The following is a 21,832-nucleotide window of genomic DNA, read 5'->3' on the forward strand; positions in this document are numbered from 1 at the left end:
CGCGATGTCTCCGGGCCGAGACGTGCCGGTGCCTTTCCGCCGAGACGTGTCACCGTCTCTCCGCCGAAACGTGCCGCTGTCTCTCCGCTGATGTGCGCGTGGTCGCCGCCCGTCCCGAATGACCGGTTTTTTGGCGGTAGTTCGCGGGTGCGTACACGCGTCGCGCTACCCTACCGCTCTCCGTCGGGCCGCTCCCTCAGTAGGATCTTTGCCCGGGCGGGGCCCGTCGCCACGGGGGCGTCGAGAGGAACAGTTCTGTCCGGCAAGGGAATTGGTGAGCTGTGAGCCACATCGTCGTCAAGCGCCCTCCGCGCGCACTGCCCTCCGAAGTGCCGGACGTGGAGGTGCAGTTGCAACCTCCTCCGGAACTGCCGCGCGGGCAGCAGGAGGGCGCGATGATGCAGCTGCTGCCGATGCTCGGCATGGGTGGCTCGGTGGTCTTCTTCTTCATGACGCCGAACCCGATCATGCGGATCATGGGGATGGTGATGATCGCGTCGACGATCGCCATGGCCATCTCGATGCTGGTCCGTCACCGGCGGGGGACGCAGGGACAACTCGCCGACATGCGGCGCGACTACCTGAAGTACCTCACCCAGACCCGCCGCGAGGTGTTGCGGACGGCACGCCTCCAGCGCGACGCGCAGTTCTACCTGCACCCCTCCCCCGAGCAGTTGTGGGCGCTGGTCGCCGAGGGCAGCCGGGTCTGGGAGCGGCGGGTGGGCGACGGTGACTTCGGGCAGGTCCGCATCGGTCTGGGTGTCCAGGAGCTGTCCACTCCACTGGTCCCGCCGCAGACGGCGCCGGTGGACGAACTGGAGCCGCTGACCGCCGGGGCGATGCAGCAGTTCCTGACGACCCATTCGACGCTCGACGGGCTGCCGATGGCCGTCTCGCTGCGCGCCTTCTACCACGTGACGGTCAGCGGTGATCCGGAGTCCGTGCGCGCGGCGGCCCGGGCGATGATCGGCTCGCTCGCCTCGCTGCACTCCCCCGAGGACCTGGTCGTCGCGATCGCGGCCGGCCGGCAGTCGTCCGCGCACTGGGAGTGGGCGAAGTGGCTCCCGCACGTCCAGCTCCCGGACTCCACGGACGGGGCGGGCAGCAGGCGGCTCATCTCGACGAGCTCCTCCGAACTGGAGGAGCTGCTCGGCAGCCGCCTCGAAGGGCGGCCGCGGTTCCAGTCCGGCGGGCAGCCGCTGATGGACCAGCCGCACGTGGTGGTGGTGCTCGACGGGGAGTCCGTGCCGCCGATGTCGGTGCTGGCCTCCCCCGAGGGTGTGCAGGGCGTCACGGTCGTCGAGGTCGTCCCGGGTGAGGTGACCGGCGCGCGCGGCGGGCTCTCCGTGGTGGTCCACCCGCACTCGCTCCAGCTGGAGTCGGGCCACGGGCTGGTCTACGAGGGCGTGCCCGACCTGCTGAGTTACGAGACCGCGGAGGCGCTGGCCCGCCAGCTCGCCCCGCTGAACGTGGCGGCGGGCGGCGACGACGACGAACCACTGCTGGCCAACCTGGAGTTCACCGACCTGCTCAACCTGGGGGACGCCTCCTCGGTGGACGTCTCGCGGACCTGGCGTCCCCGCTCGCAGGCGGAACGGCTGCGCGTCCCGATCGGCGTCGGCGAGGACGGCACCCCCGTCATGCTCGACCTCAAGGAGGCCGCGCAGGAGGGCATGGGCCCGCACGGGCTGTGCGTGGGCGCGACGGGTTCCGGCAAGTCGGAGCTGCTGCGCACCCTGGTGCTGGGGCTCGCCGTCACGCACTCCTCGGAGACGCTCAACTTCGTCCTCGCCGACTTCAAGGGCGGTGCCACCTTCGCCGGGATGGCGCAGATGCCGCACGTCGCCGCGGTGATCACCAACCTCGCGGACGACCTGACGCTGGTCGACCGCATGGGCGACTCCATCCGCGGTGAGCTGAACCGCCGGCAGGAGATGCTCCGCGACGCCGGCAACTACGCCAACATCCACGACTACGAGAAGGCGCGCGCGGCGGGTGCCCCGCTGCGGCCGATCCCCTCGCTGGTGCTGGTGATCGACGAGTTCAGCGAGTTGCTGACCGCCAAGCCGGACTTCATCGAGATGTTCGTGCAGATCGGCCGTATCGGGCGTTCCCTCGGGGTGCACCTGCTGCTCGCCTCGCAGCGCCTGGAGGAGGGCCGGCTGCGCGGGCTGGAGACGTACCTGTCGTACCGGATCGGTCTGCGGACCTTCTCGGCGGGCGAGTCCCGTGCGGCGCTCGGGGTGCCGGACGCCTACCACCTGCCGAACGTGCCGGGTTCCGGCTATCTGAAGTACGGCACCGACGAGATGGTCCGCTTCAAGGCGGCGTACGTCTCCGGGGTCTACCGCACGGGCGCGGAGCGGGCGTCACTGCCCGGCGGGCCGCTGCCGGTGGACCGCAGGCCGGTCGTGTTCACGGCGGCGCCGGTGCCGGTGCGGTACGTCGAGCGGGAGCCGCAGCCGGAGGTGCCGGAGGCCCGCAAGCCCGAGGACGACGCGCTCGCGGACACCGTGCTGGACGTGATCGTGCGCCGGCTGGAGGGGCGCGGAGCCTCGGCGCACCAGGTGTGGCTGCCGCCGCTGGACAACCCGCCGTCGCTGGACGAGCTGCTGCCCGGCCTGGCGCCGGTCCAGGGCCGGGGGCTGACCCAGCCGGGGTTCGAGGGCGCGGGGCGCCTGGTCGTCCCACTCGGTGTGGTGGACAAGCCGTTCGAGCAGCGGCGCGACACGCTGTACCGGGACTTCTCCGGTGCCGCCGGTCACATGCAGATCACCGGCGGGCCGCAGTCGGGGAAGTCGACACTGCTGCGGACGCTCATCGCGGGGTTCGCCCTCACCCACACCCCGCACGAGGTGCAGATCTACGGACTGGACTTCGGCGGTGGCGGCATGGCCTCGGTCAGCGGTCTCCCGCACGTCGGCGGGGTCGCCTCCCGTCTGGACCCCGAGCGGGTGCGCCGCACGGTCGCCGAGGTGTACGGCATCCTGACCCGGCGCGAGGAGTACTTCCGCAGCTCGGGGATCGACTCGATCGCCACCTTCCGCCGGATGCGCGAGCGCGGCCAGGTGTCGGTGGAGGACCAGCCGTGGGGCGACGTCTTCCTGATCATCGACGGCTGGGGCAACTTCCGTACCGAGTACGAGGGTCTGGAACCGGCCGTCCTGGACATCGCGGGGCGCGGTCTCGGGTACGGCATCCACCTGGTCGTCACCGCCTCGCGGTCCATGGAGGTGCGGGCCAACCTCAAGGACCACCTGATGAACCGGCTGGAGCTGCGGCTCGGTGACGTCATGGACTCCGAGCTGGACCGCAAGTCGGCCGTCAATGTGCCGGCCGGTGTGCCGGGCCGGGGTCTGACGCCCGAGAAGCTGCACTTCATGGCGGCGGTGCCGCGGATCGACAGCATCAACTCCGACAGCGACCTCTCCGAGGCGACCGCCGCGATGAACCAGGAGGTCGCCCGCCACTGGACGGCCTCCCCCGCGCCGGCAGTACGCCTGCTCCCGCGCGAACTGCCCGTATCGGCGCTGCCGCCGGGCCACGCGCACCCGGACCGGGGTATCGCGTTCGGGATCGACGAGAACAACCTGGAGCCGGTCTTCCTCGACTTCGAGCACGACCCGTTCCTCATGGTGTTCGGCGAGAGCGAGTCGGGCAAGTCCAACCTGCTGCGCCTGATCATCAAGCAGCTGTCGGAGCGTTACGACGGCGACAGCTGCAAGCTCTTCGTGATCGACAACCGGCGCTCCCTGCTGGACGTCACGCCGCCGTCGCACCTGGCGGAGTACGTGCCCATGTCCAACAACATGGAGCACCACATGGAGGCGCTCTACGACCTCATGCAGCGGCGCACCCCATCGGCGACGGTCACGGCGCAGGAGCTGCGGGACCGCAGCTGGTGGCGGGGGCCGACGGTCTACGTGGTCGTCGACGACTACGACCTGGTCTCCACGTCGAGCGGCAACCCGCTGGCCCGCCTCACCGAACTGCTCCCGTTCGCACGGGACGTGGGCGTGCGCTTCGTCATCGCCCGCAACTCGGCGGGCGCGGGGCGGGCGGCGTACGAGCCGTTCATCCAGCGGATGACGGAACTGGGCGCCCAGGGGCTGCTGCTCTCCGGCGACCCGAACGAGGGCGACATCATGGGCAGCGTCCGCCCGCGTCCGATGCCCGCCGGCCGGGGCGTGTTCGTCTCCCGGCGCCGGGGCAACCCGCTGGTGCAGACCGGACTGGTGGGCGGGGAAGGGTAGACACTCCCCCGCACCTGGGCACGTCCCCGGGCCGCACGGTTCGCTGCCGGGCCGGGTCCGCCCTCCGGGGAGCCCGGCCCGGCCGTGTGCGGGACCCCGGCTGCCGGGCGCTGCCGGGGAACGGCAGCCTTTCGTGACGGTCACGGCAACGGCGACGGCGCCCCTCCCGTCCAGGAAGGGGCGCCGTCGCTCGTTCGCTGCCGTGCCCGCGTGCGTGTGCGGAACGGGGTGGGCACCTCCCGCGCATGCCCACGGCCGCCACCGCGTACCGCGCCCGGAGGCGTCAGCGGCCGCTACATGAAGTTCTGTGCGGCCTTCTTGTCGCCACCCTGGTACGCCGGTGCGGCCTCGCGCACGGCGCGGGAGATGGCCAGCAGGGACTCGTGGATCGCCCGGGCGTCCTTGTCCCAGCCCGCCTGGGCGGTGTCGTACGCGCCCTTGGCCTCGCCCTGCCAGAGCTCGGAGACGGAGGCGACCCGGCGCTTGATGGCGGCGAGATCCTCGTCGAGCTGCTTGCCCTGCCGCTCGATGGAAGCCGCGGCGGCCTCCAGGCTGGAATAGGTGACAACGGTCGTACCGTCGTTGTTCGACATGTGGTCCTCCGATTCGGGGTGCGTACGGGCGACCGCCGCTCGGTGCGGCCGGTCGCGCGGGGTCAGAAGCTGTTGAGGCTGGAGGGCGGCGTGTCGCCACCCGTGTAGCCCGACACCACGTTGACGCCCTGGAGTGCGGCCTTGACCTCGTCCTCGGTGTTGCCGGAGATGGTGCGGGCGGCCTTGATGGCCTCCTGGAAGTTCTGCAGCCGGATGCCGATCGACGCCATGTGGTCGTTGATCTCACGCTGCTTCTGGTTGAAGGCGTTGGCACCGACACCCTTCCAGGCGCCTTCCACGCCGTCGATCGTCGCCTGCAGGGCCTTGACCTGTCCCCGGACGGAGTCGAACCGCGTGGAGAGTTCGTTCTCCAGCTGGACGAGACTGTGTTCTGTGACCTTCTGATCTGCCATGGACCTGGCTTCCTTTCGGGTTCTCGCTACGGACCGGCGGTTGCCGCCGGAAGTTCATGGGTGGCCCGGCCGCCCGGGCGGCCGTCGCTCCGGCCGGTCACGCGGTCAGAGGGCGCTGCGGCGCCTGCGCTGGAAGTAGAGGGTGGCGCCGCCGAGAACGACCACGGCCACGACGCCGCAGGCGATCAGGCCGAGACCGTTGCCGCCGTCGTCCGGCTCGCTGGAGCCTGCCACAACGGGGTCGTCCCCGGTTTTGTCCTGCGGAGGCTGTGACGAAGCTGCAGCAGACGCGTCGGGGGAGGCGGAGCCGGAGGGAGCCGCCGACGCGGTGGAGCCCGCTGCGGTGGTCCTCTCCTTGGTGAGCGGGCTGACGTCCGGGTCGCCGGGTGCGCCCTTCTTCTTGAGCAGGTTCATCGACGGCCGGATCAGGCCGTGGCCGAGGTAGGTGCTGATCTGGTCGTCGGGCCAGTCCCTGCCCGCCGTGTCGAAGAGCACACGGAGGACCTGGTTCGCGGTCCACTCGGGGTGCAGGGACCAGACGAGGGCTGCGGAGGCGGAGGCGATGGCCGTGGCCTGGCTGGTTCCGGTGCTGCCGCAGTACGACTGGAAGGTGCTGTCGCACCAGGTGGGGACGTTGGTTCCCGGCGAGGCGAGATCCACGTAGTCACCGTTCTGGGAGGTCTTGGCCACCTCGCCGCTCGGGTCCGCCGAGGAGACCCCGATGACCTCCAGGTAGGCAGCCGGATACTGCACCTTGTTGGCCGCCGCACCGTCGTTCCCCACGGCGGCGAAGAACAATTTTCCCTTGGACAAGGCGTACGCCGCAGCCTCACGTTCCTCGTCCATCGCGAACTCGCTGCCGAACGACATGCTGATGATCCGCGCGTCACTGTCGGCAGCCGCGCGGATGGCGTCCGCGCTGTCCGTCGCGTTGACGTGCTTGTTGCTGTGCTGGAACTCCGTGTTGGCGATGCGGTACGGAATGATCTTCGCGTCCGGGGCGAGCCCCTGGAGACCGCCTCCGCTCCCCGTTCCCGCGATGAGTTCGGCCATGGAGGTGCCGTGACCGTCGTAGTCGTCGGTCTCGTCGCCCTCGGCTTCCGTTGCGTCCCAGCCCTTGAGTACCCGGCCCCGCAGGGACGAGGTATCCGGATTCACGCCGGTGTCGATGACCGCGACCGTGATGCCCTTGCCGGTGGAGACCTTCCACATCTCCTCGGCCTGCATGGCGTCGAGGTACCACTGCTTCGCCTGTACGTCCTCGGCCACGGCGGACGGAGCCGGCCCGGCGAGACAGACGCTCCACGCGGCGGTCGCGGCCAGCGCGCCGATCAGTCGCCGCCGCGTGCCGCGGGATCCGCGGGGCGTCCGGGCATGGCTCACTTCTGCGGTCATCCTGACTTCCGAACCTTCCACGTGCCTACTCGATCACCGGTGGTGCGGCCTCGGGCCGTCCGGCCGTCCAGGTCTCTTCGTCTTCCGTCAGGTAGTCGGGCCGCGCCGAGGCGTTGTTCTCTTCCTCGTCCTCGCGCTCCTGTCGCCCTCCGGGGCGCACCAGGCCGGCCCCTCCGGAGGTGAAGCCCTTGCCGCCCGAACGGCCGCGGGGCGTGCCGACGACGCCGTTCGAACCCGGAGTCCCCCGGCCGGCCGGGCGGTTCGCCGCCGCGCCGTTGCCGATGACTCCGCGCTGTCCGGTGCTCCGCGCGGCCGCACCGCCCTGGCCCGTGTTCTGACCGCCGATCACCGTGCCGCGTCCACCCGCCCGAGTGCCCGAGGTACCGGGGGCGGACGCCTTCTGCTGCGGGGTCCCGCCGGTGATGCCGCCGCGACCCGCCCGGGGAGCGGAGCCCGTGCCGGAGCCGCTCTGCCCCGTGACCGGACGGCCCCCGCTCACGCCGGACCGTCCCGTCGCCGAGGCCGTGCTCCCGGTGCCGGCCGAGCGCCCGAGGGCCTGGGAGCCCCCGGCCCGTCCCGGGGTTCCGCCGGCCGTACGGCTGGTCGACGAGGCTGCCCCGCCCGGAAGTCCGCTGCGCACCGATCCCTTCGGGGTACCGGCGGTACCGCCGGCCGGCTTCACGGTGCCGCCCCGGACCCCGGGGCCGATCGGCCCGGTCGGCGGGAACGGCGTGCCGCTGGGGCCCGGGGTCCCGCCCGTGGCGGCGGGGACGGTCGGGGGACCCGTGACGGTGGGCGGCGCGGGCGGCGCGGCGACACTGTCGATCTCGGTCCGGGTCCCGCCGTCGATCGTGGTTCCGGTGATGATCTCCGCGGCGCCCGTGACCGGATGGTCCGGCGAGCCGCTGCTCACCTCGCCGGTCGACACCCGCTTGACCGCTCCGGTGCCGTCGGTGTGCCCGGGAAGCCTGTCGCCCGCGGACCCGGAGCCCCCGGTCGAACCTCCCGGGGTGAACTCCCCCTGCGGACGCGGCATCTGCACGTCCAGCTGCATGTCGAACCGGGGCGGCTCCTGCGCGGCGAGCACCTCCGAGGTGACGGAGTAGTACGAGGCCAGCCGGTTCACCTGGTTGATGGCCTCCTGCCGGTGCTCCTCGACCCGGACGGCCGCCGTGTACTCCGGGTTGCTGTCGGTGCGCTCCAGGGCCGGGATGTCCTTGACGTCCTTGCGGACCGTCCGGCTGTCGCGCGGCGGGAGGGAGCTCTTGACCGAGGCGAGTCCGGTCCCGGCGACGGTGATCTGGGTGGCTGCCGCGTCCGCGAAGTCGCCCAGCCGGGTGGCGTGGGCCACCAGGCCGCCTCCCCAGTCGCGGAAGGCGATGTTCGCCTCACCGGTCCACTCCACGGCGGCGATGTGGTCGCCGAGTTCCTTCGCCGCTTCCCTGATCGCGTCCCGGGCCTTGTAGAGCGCCTGCCCGGCGCTCTCCAGGTCCGCCGGGTTGGACTGCTCGACCAGGTCGATCATCGCGTTGAGGTCGTGGCCCTCGAAGGAGGTCCGGCCCGCCGGCCGGCCGCTGCCGCCGAAGAACGAACCTGCCACCTCGCGGACCCGCTCGGTGACGTCCGTACCGAAGATCTGGGCGGTGACGCGGCCCTGGTCGTACTGCTGTTGCTCGGCCGGGGTCAGCTCCGGCTGGTTCTCTTCGGTCATTCGGCTGCCCACCCGGCGTCGGACTTCTTGTCGTGCTGGCCTTCGTACCTGGTCCGCTCCTGTTCGCGGTCCAGACGTCCCTTGATCACGAGGAACCGGCGCCGCACCTCGTCCTCGGTGTTGTCCATGCCGACGGCGGCGGCGTGCACGCCGAGGCTGAGGTATTCGATCTGGTCGCTGAGCGTCTTGGAGAGCGAAGTGAGCGACTGGTGGACGCGGTTGTACTGCGAGTAGAGGGCGTCCGCCTCGGCGAAGCCGGCGTTCTGGCCACTGAACGAGGTACGGGACACCTCCTGGCCGCCCATCCTGGTCCGGCCCGCCGCCGAGCTCTCCAGGTCGCCGAGGAGTACGTCCACCCGCGACTTGAACCGCTCCAGCGCGCCGACGCCATGCTCCAGGTCGGCTTTCCCGCCGGTCGAGCTTCCTCCGTCATCTGCGAGCACGGTGACTGCCTTTCCCCCGTTGTTCTCGTTTGCACAAACCGTCTTGCGTTGCGATCGCACCGGGCCGGGCCACAGGGATCGCGCACCCCATACTCTATCCACAGCCCCTGAGGCATCCAACTGTGTTGTCAGCCATGTGACTTACCGGTGAACTCGTCACACAAACAGCACGCACCGGCATCTTCTTCCCCAGGGATCCTCGTGCGAACACCGCGGAGGAGCGCGCTCATCCGCCCCGCACCGCCGAGCCCCGGCGCCTGCGCGCGTCGCGCGACGCCACGGCGACTCCCGCTATCGCCGCCACCAGGACGAGAGCGCCCACCACGACGTACGTGGCGAGACGGGCATCGCGTTCCTCCGCCGTTTCTCCCAGGGTGAGTTCGGCCGGGGTCGGAGCCTCGGCGTTGCTCACTCCTTCGCGCGCGGTCGGCTCCCTGACGGGCTTGTCGTCCTCGGTGAGGGCGCGTACCGGGTCCACGACCCCCCAGCCGACGAGTCGGTCGTGGCCCGCGACGGACCGCTCGGCGGTCTGCTCGATCTGGGCGACGATCTCCTCCTGCTCCCACTTCGGGTGCCGGGACTTGATCAGGGCGGCCACTCCGGCCACGTAAGGGGCGCTGAAACTCGTGCCGTTGTCGGCGCAGTGGCCGCCGCCCGGCACGGTGGAGACCATGTCCACGCCGGGAGCGGCGACGCTCACCCAGGAACCGGTCTGGGAGAAGGCGGCGCGTTCGTTGTTGCGGTCCGAGGAGGCCACCGCCAGCACGCCGGGGTACGAGGCGGGGTAGGTCCTCTTGTCGGTGGCCATGATGCCGTCGTTGCCCGCCGAGGCGACCACGACGACCTCTGCGGCGAGTGCGTGGTCGACGGCCTCCCGCAGCGAGGCGGCGGGCTCCACGGCGTTGGCGGTGTCCTGCGAGATGTTGATGACGTCGGCGTGGGCGGTGTCGACGGCGTAGCGGATGGCGGCGGCCAGGGTCTTGGCGGTGCCGTGGCCCTCGGCGTCGTTCTGCTGGATGGGGATGATCGTGGCCTCGGGGGCGAGGCCCACGAAACCGGTGCCCTTCGCTTCGCGCGCGGCGATGATGCCGGCCACCTTCGTGCCGTGGCCGACGGTGTCCGTCGTGCCGTTCTCCTTGCCGCGCGGGAGGGGCTGGCCGTTCTCGTCCTTGATGCCCCTGTCCATCAGATTGATGCCCGCCGAGGTGTCGACGGCCGCCCTCAGCTGGGGGTTCCTGACGTCGACTCCGGTGTCGATCACCGCGACCCGGACGTTCTTCCCGGTGGAGCGGGTCCAGAGTTCGTCGAGCAGCACGCGCTGGAGCGACCAGGGGCGCCCGGCGTACGACGGGGAGGGGAAGGTGCACGGGGTCATGTCGTCCGCGACGGCGGGGACGGCCGGCACGGAGACCAGGGCGACCGCCGTCGCCGCGGTGGCCGTCAGCAGGCGGCGGCCGGCGGGGGTGAGGGAGCGGTACGGGTTCACGGGTGTCCGCCGTCCTTCTCAGGAGCCCTGCGGCTGGCGTGCGGCCGCGGTCGACAGTCGGGGGCCGGTCGGCAGGAACTCGGACCAGGCCGCCGGGACGGGCGCCGGCGTGACCTTCTCGTACCCGAGCCGGTTCTGGGCCTGCTGGGCCTCGGCCAGCCGCTCCGCCTTCTCCTTGGCCGTACCGGACTCACCGATGCCCGAGTCGCCCTGCGCGCTGTCGCCGTTGGACTGCATCGCGTACCGCAGCCCGGTGTCGGTGACCAGGAACAGGAAGCCGGTGTGGGTGTCCGATCCGATGAACTGGCGGAAGAGCTGGCCCGATCCGGGGGTGACGTAGGCGCTGCTGGAGCCGGTGGGCAGGATGGCAGGGAAGCCGGTGCCCGCCCAGGTGGAGAGGGTGGTGGCACCGGTGTCGGCGTCCACCTCGCGCAGCACGGAGCACACGGTGTTGCGGCTGCCGCGAGCGGTGCCGGCGGAGTTGACGGCGCTGGGGGCGTCCTTCGGCCACTTCTTCTCGTCGCCGAACGCCCGGCCCGGCGCGATGGCGGCGGCGCTGACCGCCTTCGCGGTGCCCGCCTGGTCGAGGCCGATCAGGTCGCGGCTGCTGAGGAGCAGTTTGGCGGTGAAGTCGGAGACGGGCGCCACCCGTCCCCGGAGCACCACGTACTTCTGGGTCGTGGTGCCCGAGGTCGCTTCGAGGACCATGCCGACCTTGTCGAGTGCCGGGTCGAGATCGCCGCCCACCCCGGCGTCCGCGCCGGGAGTGCCGGGGACGGTGGGGAAGGTGACGGGGTCGCCGGTGTGCAGGGTGGCCAGCCAGGCCGCGGAGACCCGTTGCGGGGCGCGGCGCAGGCCGACGAGAGTCCGCAGCAGCAGTTCGTTCTCCTTGTCGACGGTGTAGGCGCGTCCCTGGGCGTCCACGACGTGGCGGACGCCGTCCGGGCCCTCGACGTACATCAGTTCACCGGCGGTGAGACGCTGGGTTCCCTCGGTCTTCTTCTTCTCGCGCTCGGCGAAGACGAAGGCGGCCTTCTGGATCGCCCGGCCGCCCTCGCCGGGGCGCTCGCAGACCGCCCAGCGCTTGGCGGCGCCGGCGTCGCCGCTGTCGGGCAGACGGTCGGGGGCGTACGGGATGCCGAGGGTCGCTCCGTGCGGGATCCGGCCGCTGTCGAGTTCGGACTCGGCGACGTTGACGACCTTGCCCTTGTCCGGGTCGAGCAGCAGCTTCGCCGAGGACATGTTGAGGACCGGGTGGAGCTGGCTCTTGCCGTCGGTCTTCAGCACGACGTAGCGGGTCGTCGACTTGCTGGCGATGATGACGTTCTCGTTGGGGGTGTCCCAGCCGGTGGGTGCCACCGGCTTGAACATGCCCCAGGCACCGAAGACCGCGAGGATCACGACACCGGCGACGGTCCCCGGGACCACTGCGCGCAGGGGGCGCGGAGCGCCTTCCTCGGAGCCGCTCGGGTGCGGTTGTACGAACTGCGCGATCAGCCTCCGCTTCGCGAAGGTGTAGGCGTTGAGTTCGTCCCGCCTTGATGCCATGGTCCGCTGCCCCTTCTCCCCGACGGGCGACCAGATAACCACATCCGTTGGCGGATTCAGTTGTCGCACCGGCGCCCCTACTATGCCTGTTGACGGTTCGCGGACACCCCTCAGGTAGGGTGATCGCCCCGTCAACACCCGCGGGAAAAAGCTGAATAGGGACACGAGGGGGCATCACGCCGATGGGCACTGCGACGCGCGAGCGTACGGGTCGGGGTTCCGCGAGTGCGTCCGGCACTTCCCGACGGCAACGCCGCGACCGGCGGTCCGGGAACGCGCCCGCCGGCTCGGCCGCGCCCGCCGCCACCGTCCTGAGGTCCGCCCCGCGGACCGGCCGGGTCAGCCCCCTGCTCCGCCAGCTGGTGCTGGTCGAGGTGGCGTTGGCGGCCGCTGCGGTGGGCGCCGCGCTCGGCGGGACGTGGCTGGTGCCCGGCCTGGTGGTCGCCGGTGTCCTGGTCGTGGTCGCGGTGATCCGGCGGCGCGGCACCGCGCTGCAGGACTGGATGTCCACGGCGCTCGCCCTGCGCGCCCGGCAGCGGCTGCCCGTGCGCCACGCGCCGGACGCGGAGGCGTCGTTGGCGCCGATCGCGGAGAGCGTGCCCGGCTTCGCCCCCTTCGTCTACATCGACCGGGAGCGCCGTACGGTCGGGATGCTCGGTGACGGCACCTTCCTCACCGCCGTGGTGCGGGTCGAGGCGAGTGGTGAGGCGCTCCGCCCCGCGTTCGGTGCCCGGGCACTTCCGCTGACGCTGCTCGGCGGGGCCCTGGAGGTGGACGACATCGTGCTGGAGTCCGCGCAGTTGGTGCAGCAGGTCCGCTGCGCCCCGGCGCCGCACCTTCCCGCGCGGTCGGTGGCCCGGCTCTCGTACGCCCCGCTCCAGGAGCAGACCGGCGCTCCGGCGCTGCGGATGACGTGGGTGGCGGTGAAGCTCGACCCGGAGCTCTGCCGCGAGGCCGTGGAGGCCCGCGGCGGCGGGATCGTCGGCGCCCAGCGCTGTCTGGTGCGGATGGCGGACCACGTCGCGAGCCGGATCACCGGAGCCGGCTTCCGGGCGACCGTGCTCGACCAGGAGGAGCTGAACTCGGCCGTGGCGACCTCAGCCTGCGCGAACCCGATCCAGGCGGCCCGGGCGGTGCGCCAGGAGGCGGAGACGCAGCGCAGGACCAAGGAGACCTCCCGGGTGTGGCGGTGCGACGACCGGTGGCACACGACCTACGCGGTCGACCGCTGGCCCGAACTCGGCCGGGGCGCGACACCGCTGCCGAAGCTGGTGGCGCTGCTGACCTCGGTACCGGCGTACGCCACGACGTTCAGCCTCACCGTGCGGCGCGGCGCGCACCGGGGCGCGGTCTCGGTGGCCGGTCACGTCCGGATCACCGGCGGCTCGGACACGGAACTGGTGAGCGTGCGCAGGACCTTGGTACAGGCGGCCCGGGTCGCGAAGGTCGGCCTGGTCCGGCTCGACCGTGAGCAGCTGCCCGGTGTCCTCGCCACTCTTCCGCTGGGAGGCGCGCAGTGAGCCGGATCATGTCCCGACACGGACTGCGGGGTCCCCGCCATGCGGGCCACACCATCGCGGCGGACCACCTGGGCGCCCTGTCGCTGCCGGTCGGCGACGACGGTGTGGTGATCGGCAACGATGCGGAGAACCGCCCGCAGATCATCGGTTTCCACCGTCCGGCCCCCTACGACGTGCTGCTCATCGGCGGTCTGTGGACCGCTCAGGTGCTGGCGCTGCGGGCGGCGGGCACGGGTGCGCGGGTCGCGGTGGAGACGGGCCGCACGCAGGCGTGGACCACGCTGGCGCAGGCGGCGGGCGCCGGACTCGAGTGCGTCTCCCTGCACGACGTGGGCCGGGTACCGCCCACGGGTGCGACGGTGGGCAGTCCGGTGGTCGTCGTACGGGACTGCGGTATGCGGCCGCCCCGCGGCCGGGTGGTCTCCTCCCCCTGGCAGTCCGTGCTGACGCTGCTCCCCTATCTGAGCCCGGTGGCCCCGCGGTTGATGCGCTCCTCGGCGCTGGTGGGCGTCCAGCGGGTCTCCCCCGCCGAGGCGGAGCAGATCGGCCGCATCCTGGGGCTCTCGCGGATCGAGAGCGAGGCGCTGCCCACGCTGGCGGACGGCGTCACTCTCTGGGTCTCGGGCCGTGAACACCACTGGGTCATGACGACCGCGACGGACGCGGAGACCGGACTGCTGGGCACGGCCCGCAGGATGGACTGAATCCGACCGGTTCCGGCCCGGGGCGGGTCCGGACCGTGGACGATGGACCCGCAAGGTCACCATGCGATCGAAAGGGGCGCCGCGATGGGCACCCAGCAGGAGAAGGACGAGCTCTACGCGCTCGACATCACGGATGCCGTGTGGCTGAGCGCGCCCGGGACCGAGAACGAGGAGGAGCGGGTCGAGATCGCGCACCTGCCGCAGGGCGCGGTCGCCATGCGTTCCTCGCTGGACCCGGAGACGGTGCTGCGCTACACCGAGGCGGAGTGGCGGGCCTTCGTACTCGGCGCCCGCGACGGCGAGTTCGACCTCACGTAGCGGCCGTGGTGAGGGCGGTGGCCGGACGGGCCGCCGCCCTTTTCGCGTATCCACAGGTGGGAGGAGCGCCGGGCCGGCCGTCGTCGCGCGGGCGCGGGCACATGTGACGGACCGGACCGCCCCCGCCCCGGGTACGGCCTGACGGAGGGGGCCCGAGGGCGATTAGGGTGGGGTGTGGGCGTGTCGTGGGACCCGTGGGCGTGTCGCAGAACCCGTGGGGCCGCGGTACGCGCCCCGGGGGGAGAGCCGGGCGGATCGGACAACGGGAGACGTCGCCCCCACCCACCGCGGTACAAGGGTGCTCGACCACACCAGGAGGCATAGTGAACAGCGATCGGGACGAGATGCGCGAGGGATGGAACACGCCCGGCGACGAGTCGTCCGACGCGGATCCCGCCGAGCTGACGGGTGAGTTCACCATCGACTACACCCCGCCGGCCTGGTACACGCAGAACACCGTGGGTGACTCGTCGGGCGGGGCGGGCACCCCTCTCGCGCCCCCGCCGCCCCCGCACGGATCGCCGCTCTCCGTACCGGAGTTGCCCTCCCAGGGCGGATACGAGCGCGCGTGGACGGCCGGGGCGCCCGTGCCGCCGGCGCCGCAGCAGCCCGGGACGCCGCAGCAGCCCGGGACGCCCCTCCCCGGCGAACAGGGCGGTGGCGCACCGGCGTTCGCACCCGCGACGCGGGCCCCGCACGCCCCTGAGCGGGAGCCGTCCGCGCCGAGCGCCGCTCCGGTCGCCCCCGGGCCGTTCGGGGACGGCGATGTGGAGAGCGGCGCCACCATGCGCTTCTCGGCGGCGGCGCTGAAGCAGGAGATCGCCGCGCGCGACGCCGAGGCCGCCGCCCCGGGCGGTGCCGGAGCCGCCGGCAGTGGGGACGTGGGCGCCAGCGGTAGGGACGCGGGCGGCGGCAACGGAGCCGGGCGCGCTACGGACGGGGCGCCCTCGCCGGCGCTCGCGCTCCCCGCCTCCCCCGCGCCGGACGAGGCGTCCGCCGCCTCCCCGGCCGACGGAACCCCGGCCGACGGAACCGCAGCCGCCGGAGACCCGGCCGCCGGAGCCCCGGCCGACCGACCCGCGGACGACGGGACCGCGGCCGACGGGACCGCGGACGACGGCCCTCGGGAGCACGCAGAGGACGGTGCGCCGGCCCCGGACGACGCGGCCCGCCCGGAAGCCGCCCCGGCCGAGCCGGACGCCGCCCCGGCGGAGACGCCCGCCTCCGAGGTCGCCGCCCCCGCCCCGGACGGGGCCGCGGTTCCCTCCGCCACCGCCTCGGCGGACGCGTCGGCGACCCCGTGGGACACCGCCGCCCAGGCCGCACCGGCGCCCTGGCCTCCCGCACCCCTGGCGCTGGAGGCCCCGGAGCCCCGGGCAGCACCGGTTCCCCTCGCCCCGCAGACACCCCCGGCACCGCACGCGGCTCAGGCGCCCCGGTCCCCGCAGGCGCTGCCACCGCTCCCCCCGGCCTTCCATCCGGCGGGGGCCCAGCCCACCGCACCGGAGCCGGCGAGCCAGTGGCCGCCCTCCGCCGACCGCTCCGGCGCGGCGTACGGCTTCCCGCCGGCCCCCCAGCCGCCGCAGGTCCCGCAGCCCCAGCATCCGCAGCCGGCCTCGCCGTACGGGCCGGGCGGATACGGTTCCCCGCAGGGTCAGCAGCCGTACCAGGGCGGTCAGCTGCCGCCGCAGGTACCCCAGCAGGGCGCTTACGGGTTCCCCCAGCCGCCGCAGGTCCCGCAGCCACCGGCTCCGCGGCCGCCCGCTCCGCTCCCGCCGCAGGCGCCCGACGCCCAGGCCGGGTACGGCTACCCGCAAGGGCCCCCGCAGCCGTACGGCCAGGTGCCGCAGCAGGGGCTGCCGCCGCAGGATCCGCGGGCGCACGTGCCGTTCCCCGCCCAGGCGGCTCCGGCATCCACGCCCTCCCCGCAGCAGGAGCCCGCTCAGCAGGGGCCCGCGCAGCAGCCCGTTGACCCCCGGACCGGTCTCGCGTGGCCGACCCCGGTCACCCACGACCAGCGCGAGCGCTCCGTGCCGGGCGCGCCGCTCGGGTACACCGCTGCCGTCGAGCTCTCCTCGGACCGGCTGGTGCGGGGCAAGCAAAAGGCGAAGAGCAGCCGCAACCCCTCCCCGGCCTCCCGTTTCAAGCTGGGCGGCAAGAAGGAGGAGGCGGACCGGCAGCGCAAGCTCGAACTGATCCGGACGCCGGTGCTCTCCTGCTACCGCATCGCCGTGATCAGCCTCAAGGGTGGCGTCGGCAAGACCACGACGACCACCGCGCTGGGCTCGACGCTCGCCACCGAGCGGCAGGACAAGATCCTCGCCATCGACGCCAACCCGGACGCCGGCACGCTCGGCCGCAGGGTGCGCCGGGAGACCGGGGCGACCATCCGCGACCTGGTCCAGGCCATCCCGTACCTCAACTCGTACATGGACATCCGCCGCTTCACCTCGCAGGCGCCCTCCGGACTGGAGATCATCGCCAACGACGTGGACCCGGCGGTCTCCACGACCTTCAACGACGAGGACTACCGCCGGGCGATCGAGGTGCTGGGCAAGCAGTATCCGATCATCCTGACCGACTCGGGCACCGGCCTGCTCTACAGCGCGATGCGCGGCGTGCTCGACCTGGCCGACCAGCTGATCATCATCTCGACCCCCTCGGTGGACGGTGCCTCCAGCGCCTCCACGACGCTGGACTGGCTCTCCGCGCACGGGTACGCGGACCTGGTGCAGCGCTCGCTCACCGTCATCTCCGGGGTCCGCGAGACCGGAAAGATGATCAAGGTGGACGACATCGTCCAGCACTTCCAGACGCGCTGCCGGGGCGTCGTGGTCGTCCCGTTCGACGAGCACCTGGCCGCCGGCGCGGAGGTCGATCTCGACATGATGCGGCCGAAGACCCGAGAGGCGTACTTCCACCTCTCGGCGCTGGTCGCGGAGGACTTCGCGCGGGCCCAGCAGCAGCAGGGGCTGTGGACCTCGGACGGCCAGAACCCGCCGCCGCAGTACGCGCCGCCGATGCCGGGGCACCAGCAGTACCCGCCGCAGTCGCACCCCCAACAGCCGTATCCGCAGCAGCCGTACGGGGGACAGCAGCCACCGCAGCAGCCGTACGGAGGCCCGCAGCCGTACGGGGGACAGCAGCCGCCCCAGCAGCCGTATCCGCCGCAGCCCTACCCCCCGCAGCAGAACAACGGCTGGCAGCAGGCGCCGCCTCCGCCCGCACAGCCGTACGGGGGACAGTCGTCCCAGGAGGGGCAGGCTGGCCAGGCAGGACAGCCCGGGCCGGCGGGTCCGGACGGCCCGTGGCCCGCGCCGGGGTGGCAGCAGCCGCCGTCCGCGCCGCCCCACCAGTAGCGCCGAGAGGACTAGACCAATGAGGGCCCGCACCGTGGTGACGGTGCGGGCCTTTTGCGTATTCCCGCAGACCACACGCCGTTTCGCCGACCGTTGACTCCAGTTGGCCGCCGCTGATAGACCTCTCCCTCACCGGCTGGCGAACCACTGCTCAACCGCCGCCCCACCAGCGAGTCATGACGCGAGGTCGACGTCCCATGGTCACAAGAAGTCCCGTCCGTACCGCCCGGCCAGGCCATCGTCTGCGCCTCCTCACGGCCTCGGGTGCCGCCGCGCTGGCGCTCGCCGCCGGCTCGCTCGTACCGGGCGCCCCCGCTCCGCTCGCCGCCCCGCCCGCCCAGGCCGACGACGGGAAGACGACGCTCACGGTGGCGGTCGCACAGAGCGTGGACTCGCTGAGTCCCTTCCTGGCGCAGCGGCTGCTGAGCACCAGCGTCCTGCGGCTCATGTACGACTACCTGACGAACTATGACCCGAAGGACAGCCACGCGGTCCCGGGTCTCGCCACGAAGTGGGAGCCGTCACCGGACAAGCTGACGTGGACGTACACGATACGGTCCGACGCGAAGTGGTCGGACGGGGAGAAGGTCACCGCGAAGGACGCGGCGTGGACCTTCAACACCATGATGGAGGACGAGGGGGCGGCCACCGCCAACGGCTCCTTCGTCACCAACTTCGACTCGGTGACCGCGCCCAGCCCGGACAAGCTCGTCATCACACTGAAGAAGCCGCAGGCCACGATGGCCGCGCTCGACGTGCCGATCGTCCCCGAGCACGTCTGGAAGGACGTCTCCGACTTCTCGAAGTTCAACAACGACACGAAGTTCCCCATCGTCGGTGACGGTCCCTTCGTGCTGACCGACTACCAGGTCGACAGCTACGTCAAGCTCAAGGCCAACAAGGACTTCTGGCGCGGGTCGCCCAAGTTCGACGAGATCGTCTTCCGGTACTACAAGGACCAGGACGCCGCCGTCGCCGCCCTGCGCAAGGGCGAGGTCTCCTTCGTGGCGGGCAGCCCGAGCCTGACGCCCGCTCAGGCGGCCTCGCTCAAGACCGCTCCGGACATCAAGGTGAACGAGGGCCCCGGGCGGCGCTTCTACGCACTGGCCACCAACCCGGGCGCGCGCACCAAGGACGGCCAGAAGTTCGGCGACGGCAACCCCGCGCTGCTCGACCAGAAGGTCCGCCAGGCACTCTTCCTCGCGGTCGACCGGAAGACCATCATCGACAAGGTCTTCCAGGGCCACGCCGTGGAGGGCGCCGGCTACATCCCCCCGCGCTTCTCCGCATACCAGTGGCAGCCCGCCGCCGGTCAGCAGCTGGGGTACGACCCCGCCCGCGCGGCCTCCCTCCTCGACCAGGCCGGATACCGGAAGAACGGCGACGGCAAGCGGGTCGGCAAGGACGGCAAGCCGCTGGACCTGCGCATCCTGTGCCACGCCACCGACCCGAACGACAAGGCGGTCGGCAAGTACCTCCAGGAGTGGTGGGGCGACCTGGGCGTCGGCCTGAAGGTCGACTGCCTCGACAACGTCTCGGACCCCTGGTACGCGGGTGAGTACGACCTCGCCTTCGACGGCTGGTCGGTCAACCCGGACCCGGACTTCGTCCTCTCCATCCACACCTGCGGCGCCCTGCCCGCCAAGGCCAAGGAGTCGGCCGCGACGGACAACTTCATCTGCGACCCGCAGTTCGACGACCTCTACGCCAAGCAGCTGGCGGAGTACGACCCCGCCGCCCGCGCGACGCTCGTCAAGGACATGCAGTCGCGGCTCTACGACACCGGGTACATGAACGTCATGGCGTACCCGAACGCCGTGGAGGCCTACCGCACCGACCAGATCGCGTCCATCACCACGATGCCTTCGGACGCCGGCAACATCTACGGCCAGGACGGCTACTGGAGCTGGTGGTCCGCGGTCCCCGCCGCGTCGGCGAGCGGTTCCTCGGACTCGGGCGGCTCCACCGGAGTGCTCGTGGGCGTCGGCATCGCCGTCGTCGTCCTGGCCGCCGGCGGACTGCTGTTCGCCCGGCGCCGCCGTTCCACCGCGGAGGACCGGGAATAACCGATGAGCACTGACAGCACTCCCCTGCCGGGCTTCGGCCCGGCGGGCGTGGAGGGCGCGGGAACCGCCGGTCCGGCTCAGCCCGGACCGGCGGTCCGCACGCCGCACGCCCGCTCCACCACCGCCTACCTCCGCTACGCGGCGGGCAAGCTGGGCGGCGCCGCCGTCTCGCTGTTCGCCGTCCTCGTCACCAGCTTCTTCCTCTTCCGGCTGATCCCCGGTGACCCGGTCAAGCAGATGACCGGCGGGCGGCAGGTGACCACCGAGCAGATCGCGGCCATGCGCCGGGAGTTCGGGCTCGACCTGCCGCTCTGGCAGCAGTTCACCCAGTACTGCGGCAACGCGCTCACCGGTGACTTCGGCACCTCGTACCAGTTCCGTGCCCCGGTCATCGACAAGATCACCGAGGCGCTCCCCGCGACGCTGCTGCTCACCGGTACCGCGTTCGTGATCTACACGGTGATCGGCATCTGGCTGGGCTCCCGCTCCGCCTGGCGCAACGGCTCCTTCGGGGACCGCTTCCACACCGCGTTCGCGCTGACCCTCTACTCCGTACCGTCGTTCTGGCTCGGGCTGCTGCTGATCGTCACGCTCTCGGTCGGCATCGGCCCGATCCCGGGGCTCTTCCCGACCGGCGGCATGGAGTCCGGCGACTCGTCCGGCTTCGGGTACGTGCTGGACGTCGCCCACCACCTGGTGCTGCCCGTCGTCACGCTGGTGGCGGTCGAGTACGCCCGCACCCTGCTGGTGATGCGCTCCTCGCTGCTGGACGAGATGGGCGGCGACTACCTGACGACGGCCCGCGCGAAAGGGCTGCGGGACGACCAGGTCCGCCGCCGGCACGCGGTGCCGAACGCGATGCTGCCGACGGTGACGCTGCTCTTCGTCAACCTCGGCAACACGGTCGCCGGAGCGATCCTGGTCGAGACCGTGTTCTCCTGGCCGGGCCTCGGCGGCCTCTTCTACCAGGCGCTGAGCGTCCCCGACCTGCCGTTGGTGCAGGCGCTGTTCTTCGTCTTCGCCGCTGCGGTGATCCTGATGAACACCCTCGCCGACGTGCTCTATCCGCTCTTCGATCCCCGGGTGGGCCGATGACGACCTCGACGGACGCGCTGGGCCCGGGCAGCGGCCCGCGCGCACTGACGTGGACCCGCAGGCGGCGGGCCGCGGCCCGTTTCTGGGCGCAGTACCGGACGCACCGGGCCGGGATGGTGGGGCTCGGGGTGCTGGTGGTCATCGCCGTACTGGCACTGGCGGCCCCCCTGCTGGTGGGGACCGACTCCAAGAGCGTCACCCAGGCTCCCGGCGGACCGATGGAACCGCCGAGCGCGGAGTTTCCCCTCGGCACCGACCAGTTCGGCCGGAGTCTGCTGGCGCTGCTGCTCTGGGGCGCCCGGGTGTCGCTCACGGTAGGGCTGCTCGCGGCCTTCCTCTCGGTGGCCATCGGCACCCTGGTCGGCGTCACGGCGGGTCACTTCCGGGGCTGGTACGGGGCGGTCGCCATGCGGGTCACCGACTGGTTCCTGGTGATGCCGACGCTGGTGCTCGCCATCGCCCTGGCCACCGTGCTCTCGCGGTCGCTCTGGACGACGGTGCTGGCGATCGGTGTGACGACCTGGCCGACCACCGCCCGGCTGGTGCGCGCCCAGACGCTCTCGGTGGAGTCGCGCCCCTACATCGAGCGCTCCCGGGCGCTGGGCGGCGGACACGGCCACATCATGAGCCGCCACGTGCTGCCCAACGTGATGCCGATGGTCCTCGCCCAGGCCACTCTGGCGATCTCCACCGCCATCCTCACCGAGGCGACGCTCGCCTTCCTCGGGCTCGGCGACCCCACGATCGTCTCCTGGGGCGGCCTGCTCCAGGACGCCCGCGAGGCCGGGGCCGTCAGCTCGGGCGACTGGTGGTACCTCGCCCCGCCCGGAATCGCCATCGCGGTCGTCGCCCTCGCCTTCACCCTCTGCGGGCGGACCATCGAGTCGGTGCTCAACCCCAAGCTGGGGAGCGAACGTTGAGCGCCCCC

The 21,832-nt window shown here is 72.1% G+C and carries 15 protein-coding genes; 8 read left to right on the plus strand and 7 right to left on the minus strand.

Annotated features, from left to right (window positions below; translation table 11 throughout):
- Positions 1–281: 281 nt before the first annotated feature.
- Entirely contained in the window at positions 282–4,253 is a 3,972-nt protein-coding gene (eccCa, locus tag PZB77_RS07435) for a type VII secretion protein EccCa (RefSeq protein ID WP_275491776.1), read from the plus strand.
- A 293-nt stretch (positions 4,254–4,546) separates the two neighbouring features.
- On the opposite strand, the gene PZB77_RS07440 is transcribed toward eccCa, so the two are convergent.
- The 7 genes from PZB77_RS07440 to eccB all read right to left on the minus strand — a co-directional run bounded on the left by PZB77_RS07440 (position 4,547) and on the right by eccB (position 11,842).
- Positions 4,547–4,846 carry a WXG100 family type VII secretion target gene (locus PZB77_RS07440; protein WP_275491777.1) on the minus strand — a complete coding sequence of 100 codons (300 nt, stop codon included), beginning with the start codon at positions 4,844–4,846 and terminating at the stop codon, positions 4,547–4,549.
- A 62-nt stretch (positions 4,847–4,908) separates the two neighbouring features.
- Complete coding sequence (locus tag PZB77_RS07445) at positions 4,909–5,259, minus strand: WXG100 family type VII secretion target (protein ID WP_275491778.1); 351 nt, start codon at positions 5,257–5,259, stop codon at positions 4,909–4,911.
- A gap of 105 nt (positions 5,260–5,364) precedes the next feature.
- Positions 5,365–6,654 carry a S8 family serine peptidase gene (locus PZB77_RS07450; RefSeq protein ID WP_275491779.1) on the minus strand — a complete coding sequence of 430 codons (1,290 nt, stop codon included), beginning with the start codon at positions 6,652–6,654 and terminating at the stop codon, positions 5,365–5,367.
- A 25-nt stretch (positions 6,655–6,679) separates the two neighbouring features.
- Positions 6,680–8,365: a hypothetical protein gene (locus PZB77_RS07455; RefSeq protein ID WP_275491780.1), complete on the minus strand. Its 1,686-nt coding sequence runs from the start codon at positions 8,363–8,365 to the stop codon at positions 6,680–6,682.
- Complete coding sequence (locus PZB77_RS07460; RefSeq protein ID WP_275491781.1) at positions 8,362–8,808, minus strand: hypothetical protein; 447 nt, start codon at positions 8,806–8,808, stop codon at positions 8,362–8,364. Before PZB77_RS07460 ends, PZB77_RS07455 begins: the two co-directional genes overlap by 4 nt.
- A 226-nt stretch (positions 8,809–9,034) precedes the next feature.
- Entirely contained in the window at positions 9,035–10,294 is a 1,260-nt protein-coding gene (gene mycP / locus PZB77_RS07465) for a type VII secretion-associated serine protease mycosin (RefSeq protein ID WP_275491782.1), read from the minus strand.
- Between the two features lie 18 nt (positions 10,295–10,312).
- Positions 10,313–11,842: a type VII secretion protein EccB gene (eccB, locus tag PZB77_RS07470; protein WP_275491783.1), complete on the minus strand. Its 1,530-nt coding sequence runs from the start codon at positions 11,840–11,842 to the stop codon at positions 10,313–10,315.
- A 182-nt stretch (positions 11,843–12,024) separates the two neighbouring features.
- Here eccB and eccE point away from each other — a divergent pair, with 182 nt between their 5' ends.
- The 7 genes from eccE (at position 12,025) to PZB77_RS07505 (ending at position 21,824) form a co-directional block, all read left to right on the plus strand.
- Complete coding sequence (gene eccE / locus PZB77_RS07475) at positions 12,025–13,362, plus strand: type VII secretion protein EccE (RefSeq protein WP_275491784.1); 1,338 nt, start codon at positions 12,025–12,027, stop codon at positions 13,360–13,362.
- Between the two features lie 8 nt (positions 13,363–13,370).
- Positions 13,371–14,066, plus strand: coding sequence for a hypothetical protein (locus PZB77_RS07480; protein ID WP_275491785.1), 696 nt, complete (start codon positions 13,371–13,373; stop codon positions 14,064–14,066).
- Positions 14,067–14,150: 84 nt separating this feature from the next.
- Positions 14,151–14,384, plus strand: a complete 234-nt coding sequence (locus tag PZB77_RS07485) for a DUF397 domain-containing protein (RefSeq protein WP_275491786.1) — start codon at positions 14,151–14,153, stop codon at positions 14,382–14,384.
- Between the two features lie 323 nt (positions 14,385–14,707).
- Positions 14,708–17,743: an SCO5717 family growth-regulating ATPase gene (locus PZB77_RS07490; protein ID WP_275491787.1), complete on the plus strand. Its 3,036-nt coding sequence runs from the start codon at positions 14,708–14,710 to the stop codon at positions 17,741–17,743.
- 197 nt (positions 17,744–17,940) lie between these two features.
- Positions 17,941–19,809: an ABC transporter substrate-binding protein gene (locus PZB77_RS07495; protein ID WP_275491788.1), complete on the plus strand. Its 1,869-nt coding sequence runs from the start codon at positions 17,941–17,943 to the stop codon at positions 19,807–19,809.
- Between the two features lie 3 nt (positions 19,810–19,812).
- Positions 19,813–20,904 carry an ABC transporter permease gene (locus PZB77_RS07500; RefSeq protein WP_275491789.1) on the plus strand — a complete coding sequence of 364 codons (1,092 nt, stop codon included), beginning with the start codon at positions 19,813–19,815 and terminating at the stop codon, positions 20,902–20,904.
- Positions 20,901–21,824 carry an ABC transporter permease gene (locus tag PZB77_RS07505; RefSeq protein ID WP_275491790.1) on the plus strand — a complete coding sequence of 308 codons (924 nt, stop codon included), beginning with the start codon at positions 20,901–20,903 and terminating at the stop codon, positions 21,822–21,824. Before PZB77_RS07500 ends, PZB77_RS07505 begins: the two co-directional genes overlap by 4 nt.
- Positions 21,825–21,832: the final 8 nt, after the last annotated feature.

It is taken from the genome of Streptomyces sp. AM 2-1-1, from assembly GCF_029167645.1.
Lineage (GTDB): Bacteria > Actinomycetota > Actinomycetes > Streptomycetales > Streptomycetaceae > Streptomyces.